Source organism: Mucilaginibacter sp. P4_D1 (genome assembly GCF_056401935.1).
Map to the genome: position 1 here is coordinate 1 of NZ_JBFUIJ010000085.1, position 12,430 is coordinate 12,430.

The following is a 12,430-nucleotide window of genomic DNA, read 5'->3' on the forward strand; positions in this document are numbered from 1 at the left end:
GGCTATACGTAAGGCCATACGTAAATATACGAACATTTGGGAACCTCAGGGTCCTCTACCGAGAGACGCTGAGGGGACAGAACGGCTATACGTAAATATACGAACATTTGGGAACCTCAGGGTCCTCTACCGAGAGACCCTGAGGGGACAGAATTTTCACCTCCACCGGTGTGTCCTCGCATGCAAACCACGTTTTTTTGTTGTAAACCCTAACTCCCAATTCCCCCATCCCCCGTTAGCGATTGAAACGGATACCGGCCCGTGCCTAATGCCATGTGCGCGTATGAGTGTAAAGCGCGGGCCGCAGGCAACGGCAGGGAAAGAATCAAGAATTAAGAACCAAGACAGGACTGCCTGGCTGTTAGGTACGTAAGGGTGCAATAATTCCCTTCGTTTTCCGATGGTGAAAAAAGTTCATTAATAGATGTTTCCTTCGCCAGCATGACAAGTCATATTTTCGAGGTGTGTAGGTCTGCCAACCTTGAGCCTGTCGAAGGGTCGCGCGGCGAGGCCTTTGCCCGCTATGGTTCGACAAGCTCAGCATGACAGCCCTTTTTACGATGTAATTTCTACTGCCCCGCCTTCTTCAAACTATCCTCCTTCGCCTTTTTCGCCTTATCCTTAAAAAAACCTTTCAGGAAAAAGTTGTGTTGGGCGGCTTCCAGGTCGTCGTTTAGTTTGATGGAGCTTTGTTGGAGGTTGTCGAGGGTGGTTTGTACTTTTACGGCGGCCTTGGGGTCGTTTAAGAGTACGCCAAGGGCGTTGTCGGTACGGTTCAGTTTGTCGCTGGCTTTGTTCAGATTGTTGGTGAGGGTGCTGGCGTTGTTGGCGGCTTGTTGCAGCTGGTTTACGGCCAGGCGGATGTGGTTAAAGGTGGCGGTATCGGTCAGCATTTTATCTGCTAAACCGCCTTTGGTGTTTAGCTTATTGCTAAATGCGTTTAGCTGGCCTGCCATTAGCGCAGCGCTTTGGGTGGCCATTTGCAGGTTTTTCATGGCGGCGCGAAGTTGCAGGGCCATGGTATTATCGGCCATGAGCGCGCCAACGGTACCTTTGCCCTGTAAAATTTGGTGGCTAAGGGTTTTAAAGTCGCTGGTTATGGCCAGCAGGTTTTGGTTGTTATCCTGCAGGGTTTTCAGGATATCATCTGTCGAGAGTAGTTTTTCGGCCTGTAGTACGTCGCCATCCTGTACTTCGGGGGCCTGCGGGCTGCCGCCGTCAATCACGATGATCTTGTTGCCTATCAATCCGTCGCTGCTTATTTTGGCCTGCGCGTTGCGGTGGATGTATTGCTGGGTAGCCTGGTCTACACTCATGGATACCCGCACCTGCGATGGCCCTTCAAAGCGCACGGCGCTGATGGTGCCCACCTTTACGCCCGAAAACCAAACGTTGTTGCCCTTTTTTAGCCCGGCCACATCGCCGAAAACCGAACTGAGGTGAATGTTTTTTACAAACGCTTTTTGCTGGCCGCCAAGCGTGAAGATGCCAAGGATGAACAGGATAAGACCGAGGCCCAGGAACAGGCCTACGATGATTGCTCTTTTATTTTCTGATGCGTCCATAATAATGGTATAATGTCTTTTTTTGTTATTGGATAAAGTTATAGTCGTAAAATGGTTTAACGCGACTGTCGTTGGTATCAAATACCTCGTCGAAACTGCCGGTGCGCTGAAACTGACCATCTAAGAGCATGGCAATGCGGTCGCCGGTTTGTTTGGCGCAAGTTAAATCATGTGTAATAATGATGGATGAGGTGTTGAAGCGTTGCTGTACCTCGTTAATCAGGTCGTTAATTTCGATGCAGGTAATAGGGTCAAGGCCGGCGGTAGGCTCATCATACAGCATAATTTCGGGGTTCAGGATAAGCGTGCGGGCAATACCAATGCGCTTGCGCTGCCCGCCTGAAAGCTCGGATGGCATTTGGTTAATGGTTTGCGACAGGCCAACGGCATCAAGCACGGTTTCAACCGCGGTGTCAATTTCCTGGCGGCTAATGCCCTTACGGTTGCGCACCAGCGGAAATTCAAGGTTTTTGCGCACGGTCATGCTATCATACAACGCACTGTTCTGGAACGAGAAACCGATGCGGATGCGCAGCTCCTGCAATTCCTTTTCGCTGATGTTGGCATAGTTGTGGCCCAAAACGGTAATCTCGCCTTCATCGGGCGTGAGCAAACCGGATATAATTTTTATTAATACAGATTTGCCGGTACCCGAGCGGCCCAATACCACCAGGTTTTCGCCCTGGTACAGGTCCAGGTCGATACCGCGGAGTACGTGGTAATCTTCGAAGGCTTTTTCGAGCCCCCGGATGGTGATAACAGGGTTGTTATGGTCGGCCTTTACAATTTTCTTTTCCATGCTAAATCGATTAACGGAACCAGCTGGTTATCTGTACAATAATTACTTCTTCAATAAACACCAGGAACATGGCGGTAACTACCGCGCCATTGGCGGCTTTGCCCACGCCCTCGGTACCTTTGCTGCTGTTATAGCCCTGGTAGCAGCCCACAATGCCTATGGTAAAGCCAAATACAACGGATTTGATGAGCGAGGCCACAAAATCGGTATAAGTTAAGGGATCAAAAAACTCCTGTATAAAGGTTGTCCAGGTGGTGCCCTCGTTTTGGGCCACGTTTAAATAGCCGCCAAACATGGCAATAAAGCCGGTGTAGGTAGATAGGATGGGGATGGTAAGCGTGGTGGCCAGTACGCGGGTACACACCAGGTATTTAAAAGGCTTGGTGCCCGATACCTCCATGGCATCAATTTGCTCGGTTACCCGCATAGAACCCAACTCGGCCCCAATGCCCGAGCCTACCTTGCCCGACGCAATAAGCGCCGTTACCAGTGGTGCCAGCGCCCTCATAATGGCTATAGATACCAGCGAGGGCAACCATGATGTAGCCCCAAACTGCGAAAGCGAGGGGCGCGATTGCTTGGTAAATATAAGCCCCACAATAAAGCCTGTTACGGTAATAAGGGTAAAGGAGCGCACGCCAACTTCATAACACTGGCGCATAACCTCTTTAAACTCAAAAGGGGGCATAAAGGCCTCCCTGAAGAAGCGCAGGATAAACTGGTTTATGCGGTACAGGCTTATCAGGAAGTCAGTAATGCTTTGCTTAAACTTGTTTACCCTTTTGCGTATGGTAGGTTTGGTGCTTTGTGCGGTATCCATTAATTATGTAATGTTTTGATCCATCTTTGTTTATACCGTGTTCTACAACAAATATCCGGTAATTGTTTTGATAGTTGTGCGTATTGAGTTTTGAGTGTTGAGTTCTGAGTCTTGTGTTTTAAGTCCGAAGTTTTGAGTCAAAGGTTCTAAGTCCTGAACAATTATCAAAACACTGCAAGTTTCGGGCGCGAGACTTCGGAGTTAAAACCTTGAATTTAAAACTTCGGACTCAAAACTCAGAACTCAAGACTTAAAACTCAGTGCTAAACAAACTGACCCAAAAGGTTAAAAGTTAAAAAATTAACCTGGGTGCAAACCTAAAAGTTAAAATTTATACCATGGTAAGGTAGGTTTAAAAAAAGCGTTATTTTTTTGTAATTTTTTATCGCTTTTGTAGCAACTAATTACACATTTGTATGAATTAATGWAACATTTGTAAGCGTTTTTTGATGCATGGCGGGCCGTTTGATCCGGTTTTTGAGCTGATTTGTTACCGGTAACAAATTTTTGTTGGTGTCGCGGCTGGCCTAAATCCCCGCCAAAGAAGGACTAAAAACTTATAAAAATGTAAAATATTTGATATGATGATGTTAAATATGTATCATTGAACGCCTTTTTATAACCGGTTCAAACTATGATCACCAATAATGTAATGCGCGAGATTACGCCGCTAACCCCCAGCGATTGTTTCACCATTTTTTCGAGGGTTAAAAAGAAGTTTGATTTTCCGCTGCATTACCATGATGAGTATGAGTTAAACCTGATTATCAATGCCAAAGGCGCCAAGCGCGTTGTAGGCGGCCATATTGAGATGATAGACGAGCTGGAGCTGGCGTTGATAGGCCCCAACCTGTACCATGCCTGGTTTACCCACCAATGCCAAAGCGAGGAGATTACCGAGGTAACCATCCAGTTTCATAAGGATTTGTTTGACGAAAAATTGCTGAAACGCAACCAGTTAAGTTTTGTGAAAAGTATGCTGGAGCGTTCGCAGCGTGGAATTATATTTTCGCCCGAAACCATTACAGCTTTACGCGACCGCATCCAGGGCCTTGATAAAAAAAGCGGCTTTGATTCGGTGCTGGAGCTGATGTCGATACTGCATGATCTGTCTATCTCGCGCAATATGAAGATGTTATCTGATCCCAGCTTTGCCAACGATAAATTTTATTACAATAGCCGCCGTATTGAAAAGGTGTTTGAGCACATGAACGTAAACTACAACAAGCAGGTAACCCTTGCCGAGGTAGCCAAAATAGCCAATATGCCCGAGGCATCGTTCAGCAGGTTTATAAAAAAACGCACCGGTAAAACCTTCATTGACAGCCTGAACGAGATTCGCCTGGGCCACGCCTCCCGCATGCTGATAGATTCGACAGCCACCGTGGCCGAGATTGCTTACAAATGCGGGTTCAACAATATCTCCAACTTTAACCGCATTTTTAAACGCAAAAAGCTGTGCATCCCCAAAGAGTTCAGGGAAACTTATACCGGGAACAGGGTGTTTATTTGATTTGAGGATTAACTCCGTTGAGGGCTTCACCGTTTGAGGATTTGAAAATGTCCTGAAAGTCACTTGGATAGAATTTGTAATTTTGGTATATTTGTCTATATCCTAAGGTGATTCTTCTTCGCCGGTTTGTCGTAACCCTTTTTGAAAAACAACATTTGCGCTGTCATAGCACAGATTACTCGGTGTTTCTGTCTTGGTACAGGTGTGATTAAATGTTGTTATTATCGATAAGTAAAAGATTAGGTTAAAAAAGTATTATAAAAATAGCTTTTATAAACCCACTTTTGAATACACCAATTATGATCAGGATTTACAGGATTTGAGAATTTACAGAATTTCAAAAAGCGGATTAATATTCCAGCTGGTCCGGAATTCTAAAAATCTTCAAATTTTCAAATCCTCAAATTAGAAAAATGAAGTTACACTTAGTAGATATCGCCATTATCGTTCTGTACCTGCTGAGCACCATTTTTATTGGTTTGTGGTACCGTAAAAAAGCCCGCGAAAACAAGGAAAGCTACATGCTTGGCGGTAAGTCGCTGCCCTGGTACAAGCTGGGTTTAAGCGATGCCTCGGATATGTTTGATATCAGCGGCACCATGTGGATGGTAAGCCTGTGCTTTGTATACGGCATGAAAAGCATCTGGATCCCCTGGCTGTGGCCCGTATTTAACCAGGTATTTTTGATGATGTACCTGTCGCGCTGGCTGCGCCGCTCCAACGCTGCAACCGGCGCCGAATGGCTGGCTACCCGTTTTGGTAAAACGGGTACCTGGGTTGGCGCTTCACACATGGTAGTTATTGCTTTTGCTTTGTTAAGCTGCTTCGGCTTCCTGGCTTACGGGTTCATCGGGCTGGGTAAATTCATCGAAATATTTATTCCCTGGGACCTGGTGAAAAGCTATGTGCCGTTTAACGTTGCCCCACAATATGTACCGCATGTTTATGGTATTATATTCACGTTGTTTGCCATGTTTTATTCCATTTTAGGCGGAATGCACAGTATCGTTTTGGGCGACATGGTTAAGTATGGCGTGATGACAGTTGCCTGTATCTGGATAGGGTTCATCGCTGCCCATAAACTGGCCGATCATAGCCTTAATGTACCAGATGGTTGGTTTAGTCCGTTTTTTGGTACCCACTTGAACATGAACTGGTCGGGCATTATTACCGAGGTAAACAAAAAGATAAAAGACGACGGCTACTCGCTGTTCGGGTTGTTTTTTATGATGATGACCTTTAAGGGCTTTTTCGCGGCCCTGGCGGGGCCTGCACCCAATTATGATATGCAGAAGATCCTGTCAACCCGCTCGCCCGAAGATGCCAGTAAAATGAGCGGCTTTGTTAACATTGTTTTGCTGCCCATCAGGTATTCGCTTATTGTAAGCCTCACGATTTTAGGTTTAATCTACTATCACCAAATGAACCTGAAGGATGCCACCGGCGACATCGATTTTGAACGGATATTACCGGCAGTTATCAATAATTTTTTACCCGTTGGCCTTGTAGGCTTGTTGCTGGCCGGTTTATTAGGCGCCTTTATGAGCACCTTTAGTGGTACCATGAACGCGGCCCAGGCTTATATTGTTAATGATATATACCTCAAGTACGTTAACCCTGCAGCATCCAACAAAAATATCATCACCATGAATTACCTGGTGGGCATCATTGTGGTAGCTATTGGGGTTATCCTTGGCTTTTTTGCACATAACGTAAATACTGTGCTGCAATGGATCGTTTCGGCATTATATGGCGGCTATGTGGCATCAAATGTATTGAAGTGGCATTGGTGGCGCTTTAATGCCGGCGGCTTTTTCTGGGGAATGCTTTCGGGCATTTTGTCGGCAATGGTTTTCTCGTTGTACGTCTCAAATAACGAGTTGTTGTACTGGTTTCCGGTATTGTTCCTTATTTCGCTGGTTGGCTCGGTTATAGGATCGCTTGCAACAGAGCCTACAGATATTGGGGTGTTAAAAGCCTTCTATAGCAATGTACGCCCATGGGGTTTTTGGGAGCCGGTAAAAAAACTGGTAATGGCAGATGATGAAAGTTTTGCACCCAACAAAAACTTTAAGCTTAACATGTTCAACGTAGTTATAGGTACAATCACCCAACTATGCCTCACCATATTGCCCATGTACCTCATCCTCAACCAAAAGTTGCCTTTGGCAGTTACCATAGGCTTACTGGCAATTACGATGCTGATACTGAAAAAAACCTGGTGGAATAAACTAAAAGAATATTGATAAACTAACCCCTATGACCCCTGAATTTAAACAAAGGCTGGCCCTGCTACAACAGGAGCAGCAACAACTCATAAACAAGCCAAACCAGGTAGCCGGTACCGGCAATGGTATTTTTAACCGCTATAAAAACCCGGTGCTTACCGCTGCACATACCCCCATTAACTGGCGGTATGATTTGAATCCCGAAACCAATCCGTACCTGATGGAACGCTTTGGCATTAACGCCGCTTTTAATGCCGGGGCTATTAAATTCAATAACAAATACCTGATGGTAGTTAGGGTAGAGGGGGTAGACCGCAAATCGTTTTTCGCCGTAGCCGAAAGTCCTGATGGCATCAGCAATTTTACCTTTTGGGATTACCCCATCAACCTGCCGCAAACCCAGGAGCTAGATACCAATGTGTATGATATGCGCCTTACCCTGCACCAGGATGGCTACATATATGGCTTGTTTTGTACCGAAAGACGCGACCCGGCAGCTCCCCCCTATGATCAATCTATGGCCATAGCGGCCTGCGGTATAGCCCGTACAAAGGATATGGTGAAATGGGAGCGCCTGCCCGATTTGAAAACCAATTCGCCCCAGCAACGTAATGTGGTATTGCACCCCGAGTTTGCGGATGGCAAATATGCCCTGTATACCCGCCCGCAGGATGGTTTTATCAGCGCCGGTACCGGTGGTGGCATCGGCTTTGGCTTAGCCGAAACCATGGAAAATGCAATAATTGACCAGGAAACCATCATCGATAATAAAAACTACCATACCGTTTACGAAGCCAAAAACGGGCAAGGCCCCACACCCATTAAAACTGACAGGGGCTGGCTGCACCTGGCTCATGGCGTGCGTAATACTGCTGCCGGCTTGCGTTATGTACTGTACATGTTCATGACCGATTTGCATGACCTGACCAAAGTTTTGCACAAACCAGGAGGTTATTTTTTGGCACCCGAGGGCGGGGAGCGTGTTGGCGATGTATCAAACGTAGTTTTTTGCAACGGTTGGATTGCCGATGAAGATGGTTCGGTGTATATTTACTATGCATCGTCAGATACCCGCATGCATGTTGCTACCACTACGGTTAATAAGTTGATTGACTACGTGGTGAATACACCAGCAGATGGCTTTAAGTCGTCAACTTCGGTAGATGCGATTTATGGGATTATTGATAGGAATAAGGAGATCGCTTAGAAACTTGGGCCTAGCCTCAGTAACTTAGTGGTAGATTACAATCGATGAAAATGCATATATACAGGGAAGGTCCCGAAATACTATTGCCTATTCTCCAGGCCGAGCTCATCGCCGAGTTGGATAACATTATTGCCTACTGGCAAAAATATACGCCCGACGAAACTCACGGCGGTTTTTTAGGCCAAATAGATAACGACAATAACGCTGCTCCCGATGCACCTAAAGGTTCCGTATTGAACGCAAGGATATTGTGGAGCTTTTCGGCGGCTTATAACCTGCAACCCAATGATGCAGCATTGCAAATGGCCCACCGGGCTTATGAGTACATCTGCCGGTATTTTATTGATCCGGAATTTGGCGGGGTATACTGGTCTGTTGACTATCGGGGCGAAAAACCGGATACCAAAAAACAGGTTTATGCCAGCGCCTTTACCATTTATGCGCTAAGTGAATACTATAAGGCCTCGGGCTTAAAGGAAGCCAGGGATCTGGCTATCAGCTTATATCATTTATTGGTTGATAAAAGCTATGATGCTGACAAAACGGGCTATATGGAAGCCTTTACCCGCGACTGGCAGCCCATTGGCGACTTGCGACTGAGCGCTAAGGATGCCAACGAAAAAAAGACCATGAACACCCATTTGCATGTATTGGAAGCTTATACCAACCTATACCGCATTTGGCCGGATAAGAAGCTGAGGATTCAAATACAAACCTTGATAGGCAATTTCTTCGATCATTTTATCGACCCGGAAACCAATCACCTGGTATTGTTTTTTGATGAAGACTGGAACCGCAAATCAGGCACCATATCATACGGGCATGATATTGAGGCCAGCTGGCTTTTGCTGGAAGCTGCCGAGGTAATAAATGATATTCTGTGGGAAGAGGATATTGAAGAAATGTGCATACAGGTAGCCGATGCCACTATAGCCGGTTTAGATACAGACGGCGGCTTATGGTACGAGTATGAACCAACCGAAGATCACCTGTATAAAGAAAAACATTGGTGGGTGCAGGCCGAAGCGATGGTAGGTTTTTTTAACGCCTGGCAAATAAGCCGCGATCAAAAATATCTCGATATAGTTGTAAAAAACTGGGCTTTTGTAAAAGATAAGATCCTGGATCATGAAAAAGGCGAATGGTTTTGGGGGATAAAAGCCGACGGCAGTATAATGCCCGGCGAAGATAAAGTTGGCCTGTGGAAATGCCCATATCACAATAGCCGGGCTTGTATAGAGCTTATTAAACGAATTAACCATAGTACCATCATATGAAAATATATAAACAATTAACGGCTGTTGTACTGCTAAGTATTGGAGCTTACGGAAACTCGATAGCGCAAACCGCAGATGCTGCGGCCCCTGTTGCGATAGCAAAAGAGACCTCACCAAGCAAGGCCGGTAATTTGGCGCCAACACCGCCTATGGGCTGGAATACCTGGAACACTTTCCAGACCAATATTGACGAACCCTTGCTGAAAGGCATGGTTGATGCCTATGTATCAAGGGGCATGCGCGATGCAGGTTATAAGTATTTTGTGCTGGATGATGGCTGGATGACCATGGAACGCGATAAAAATGGCGACTTGGTGGCCGATCCTAAAAAATTCCCTAACGGAATGAAGGCCTTTGCCGATTATGTACACTCCAAGGGGCTTAAGTTTGGTATTTACAACTGTGCAGGCAGCAAAACCTGCGCGGGCTACCCCGGCAGCCGCGGGCATGAATACCAGGATGCCCGTTTATATGCATCTTACGGCGTCGATTTTTTAAAGTACGATTGGTGTAATACCGATAGCCTGAATGCACGTGAAGCTTATATCACCATGAGCCAGGCGCTAAAAGCATCGGGCCGGGAAATTACCTTTAGTCTTTGCGAATGGGGCAACCACCAGCCATGGCTCTGGGCAGGCGGCGTGGGCGAGCTTTACCGCACCACCGGCGATATTACCGCCAGTTTTGATAAAGACAAGCACAACGCCACCTGGACAGCGCTTAGTGTTATGTCAATAGTTGATAAACAACCCGCCATTGCCAAATATAACGGCCCCAACCACTGGAATGACCCCGATATGCTGGAAGTAGGCAACGGTATGAGTTTTAACGAGGATAAAGCACATTTCTCGCTTTGGTGTATGCTGGCCGCCCCCTTGGCGGCCGGTAACGATCTGCGGAAAATGTCCCCTCAGACACAGTCAATCCTGACTAATAAAGCAGCCATAGCTATTGACCAGGATGCATTGGGCATTGCCGCATCGCGTATTTACCAGGCCGATAGTTTAGAGGTTTGGGCAAAGCCGCTGGCTAATAACGAGGTTGCCGTTTGCTTTTTAAACAGATCGGCATCTGCAAAGCAGGTAACCTACAACTGGAACGATCACGCCGTAAAGAACGAAGCCAATCATATCGATATAGATTTTGCAAAAGCGTCGTACAAGCTGCACGATATCTGGGCTAATAAGGATATGGGAACTACTAAAAAAGAATTTAAGCAAACCTTAGCAGGGCATAGTGTAATTGTGGTGAGGCTGGCGAAGTTGTAGATGTGCAGATTTCAGATTCCAGATGTGCAGATAAACTTCGTTGAGGGCTTCGCCGTTTTAGATGATTGCGTGAACCGGGATTGCTATAGTGTATAGATACAGATGGAATAGGTTACCAGCCAATTGGCCGGCAGTGCTGGTTTTTAGGCCTGTATTGGATAGCTTGCTGTAACGGCAAATAAGAAATTACAGGATTTAAGTTGCTTGTGCTTTACCTTAAAATGGTTCTTTATAACAAAACAATGCTTTATATTTGGCTATGCCTGATTATAAACCGCCTGTCACCGGGAAATATATTGACCCTTTAGTTGACTTTGCTTTTAAGAAGATATTTGGCAGTGAGCCTAATAAAGATTTGCTGATCGCTTTTTTAAATGAAGTGTTCAGGGAACGCAAGCATATTGTTGACTTGGTTTATAACTAGAATGAGCATCCCGGAGATTTAAGGGATGAAGGTGCAGCCATATTCGATTTGCTCTGTACAGGAGATAAAGGCGAGCGTTTTATAATAGAAGTGCAACGGGGTCGGCAAGGCTACTTTAAGGAAAGGGCGTTGTTTTATACCAGTCGACTCATAAGTGACCAGGCACCCAAAGGTAAACGCAGCGAATGGGCTTACAATCTCACAGAAGTGTACCTGGTTGCCTTACTGGAGGATTTTACACTGGCGGCAAGCCCGGCACATGAATACCTGCATGATATTTGTCTATGTAACAGGGATACGGGTGAAATATTTTATGATAAACTGGGGTACACTTATGTGGAATTGGTTAAATTTGTAAAAAAGGACACCGAACTGGAGACTGACCTTGATAGATGGCTGTATGTTTTAAAGCACCTTAGCCAAATGGATAAAATTCCGGTTTACCTGCGGAAACCTATATTGGGAAATTGTTCAGTATTGCAGAATATACCAACCTTACAAAGAAGGAAAAAACGATGTACGATAGCAGCTTAAAATACAAATGGGATAATAAGAATGTGCTGGATTATGCTGTGAAAGAAGCAAAATTGGAAGAGGCTAAAGAAATTGCCCGGGAACTCAAAAAAGAAGGTTTAGCCATCGAGTTTATTGCGAAAACCACTAAACTTTCTATTGAAGAAATAGAAAGACTTTAATACAATAGTTAGTCAAAATACAGGTAACGTAATAAGACAAAATCTGATGGTCTGTTACTTCAAGTATATTCTATGCTTTTGCTTCATAAATGCTGTAGCTTTTGCTCAGCAGCCATCATTCAGTCGTTATAAGGTCGATTTATTTAAAGGGTATCGTTCAGCTATTAAAATTAAAGGCAACGCCCTTGCAGAACGTTATAAAACCATCATTACAAATACTTATTATTCAAGAAATGGCATGTATGAATGGCATGGCGCAACCGGTCAGAATTTTGCGGGCCACTACTGCCTGGCTTATTGGGGGTGTGGATCGCCATGCAAATCATCAGCCGTAATTGACCTGAAAACCGGAAAGGTATATGCCGGAGTAACCGCTGCATTTGAATATAGATTTAAAAGATATAATTGCCAAAAATAGTTGGTAGAATCTTTGTAATCGACTGTAATAAAGGAATATACATCAAGCAAATTGAAATCGGTTTCAATTTGCTTTTTTTGTTATATGAAATCGTCAAAAAAAGGCGTGTTTGACCTGTAAGAGCACGGATGTAATAAAGTGGGGCAAGCAGAATAAAAAACAGCGATATAAGTGTAAATCATGTGGGCAATTGTTTATTCGGCAGCACGCTGGTGT

The 12,430-nt window shown here is 45.2% G+C and carries 9 protein-coding genes and 1 pseudogene; 7 read left to right on the forward strand and 3 right to left on the reverse strand.

The window, feature by feature from the left end:
* Window positions 1-569: 569 nt before the first annotated feature.
* From AC1DV1_RS30605 to AC1DV1_RS30615, 3 genes are read right to left on the reverse strand one after another with little or no spacing between them, the layout of a single operon-like run.
* Window positions 570-1,565, reverse strand: a complete 996-nt coding sequence (locus AC1DV1_RS30605; RefSeq protein WP_477368411.1) for an MlaD family protein — start codon at window positions 1,563-1,565, stop codon at window positions 570-572.
* A 25-nt stretch (window positions 1,566-1,590) separates the two neighbouring features.
* A complete protein-coding gene (locus AC1DV1_RS30610; protein WP_477368414.1) occupies window positions 1,591-2,364 on the reverse strand; it encodes an ABC transporter ATP-binding protein in 774 nt (257 codons plus the stop codon).
* A 10-nt stretch (window positions 2,365-2,374) separates the two neighbouring features.
* Window positions 2,375-3,184: an MlaE family ABC transporter permease gene (locus AC1DV1_RS30615; protein ID WP_477368417.1), complete on the reverse strand. Its 810-nt coding sequence runs from the start codon at window positions 3,182-3,184 to the stop codon at window positions 2,375-2,377.
* Window positions 3,185-3,818: 634 nt separating this feature from the next.
* Between AC1DV1_RS30615 and AC1DV1_RS30620 the strand changes: the two genes are divergently transcribed.
* The 7 genes and pseudogenes from AC1DV1_RS30620 to AC1DV1_RS30650 form a co-directional block, all read left to right on the forward strand.
* Window positions 3,819-4,697, forward strand: coding sequence for an AraC family transcriptional regulator (locus AC1DV1_RS30620; protein ID WP_477368420.1), 879 nt, complete (start codon window positions 3,819-3,821; stop codon window positions 4,695-4,697).
* A gap of 413 nt (window positions 4,698-5,110) precedes the next feature.
* Window positions 5,111-6,943 carry a sodium:solute symporter family protein gene (locus AC1DV1_RS30625; protein WP_477368423.1) on the forward strand — a complete coding sequence of 611 codons (1,833 nt, stop codon included), beginning with the start codon at window positions 5,111-5,113 and terminating at the stop codon, window positions 6,941-6,943.
* Window positions 6,944-6,956: 13 nt separating this feature from the next.
* Window positions 6,957-8,132 carry a glycoside hydrolase family 130 protein gene (locus tag AC1DV1_RS30630; protein WP_477368426.1) on the forward strand — a complete coding sequence of 392 codons (1,176 nt, stop codon included), beginning with the start codon at window positions 6,957-6,959 and terminating at the stop codon, window positions 8,130-8,132.
* 50 nt (window positions 8,133-8,182) lie between these two features.
* A complete protein-coding gene (locus AC1DV1_RS30635) occupies window positions 8,183-9,409 on the forward strand; it encodes an AGE family epimerase/isomerase (RefSeq protein WP_477368429.1) in 1,227 nt (408 codons plus the stop codon).
* Window positions 9,406-10,677 (forward strand): glycoside hydrolase family 27 protein, encoded by a 1,272-nt coding sequence (locus AC1DV1_RS30640; RefSeq protein ID WP_477368432.1) that lies wholly within the window; start codon window positions 9,406-9,408, stop codon window positions 10,675-10,677. The genes AC1DV1_RS30635 and AC1DV1_RS30640 overlap by 4 nt, the downstream gene beginning before the upstream one ends.
* 259 nt (window positions 10,678-10,936) lie before the next feature.
* A pseudogene (locus tag AC1DV1_RS30645) lies at window positions 10,937-11,796 on the forward strand (Rpn family recombination-promoting nuclease/putative transposase).
* 527 nt (window positions 11,797-12,323) lie between these two features.
* Window positions 12,324-12,430, forward strand: a 107-nt coding sequence (locus AC1DV1_RS30650; RefSeq protein ID WP_477368435.1) for an IS1/IS1595 family N-terminal zinc-binding domain-containing protein, incomplete at its 3' end; no start/stop codon positions are given.

Excerpts from the sequence above, each read along its gene's own strand:
- AC1DV1_RS30605 (WP_477368411.1), bottom strand. The coding sequence starts at position 1,565 with ATGGACGCATCAGAAAATAAAAGAGCAATCATCGTAGGCCTGTTCCTG.
- AC1DV1_RS30615 (WP_477368417.1), bottom strand. The coding sequence starts at position 3,184 with ATGGATACCGCACAAAGCACCAAACCTACCATACGCAAAAGGGTAAAC.
- AC1DV1_RS30635 (WP_477368429.1), top strand. The coding sequence starts at position 8,183 with ATGCATATATACAGGGAAGGTCCCGAAATACTATTGCCTATTCTCCAG.
- AC1DV1_RS30625 (WP_477368423.1), top strand. The coding sequence starts at position 5,111 with ATGAAGTTACACTTAGTAGATATCGCCATTATCGTTCTGTACCTGCTG.
- AC1DV1_RS30630 (WP_477368426.1), top strand. The coding sequence starts at position 6,957 with ATGACCCCTGAATTTAAACAAAGGCTGGCCCTGCTACAACAGGAGCAG.
- AC1DV1_RS30610 (WP_477368414.1), bottom strand. The coding sequence starts at position 2,364 with ATGGAAAAGAAAATTGTAAAGGCCGACCATAACAACCCTGTTATCACC.
- AC1DV1_RS30620 (WP_477368420.1), top strand. The coding sequence starts at position 3,819 with ATGATCACCAATAATGTAATGCGCGAGATTACGCCGCTAACCCCCAGC.
- AC1DV1_RS30640 (WP_477368432.1), top strand. The coding sequence starts at position 9,406 with ATGAAAATATATAAACAATTAACGGCTGTTGTACTGCTAAGTATTGGA.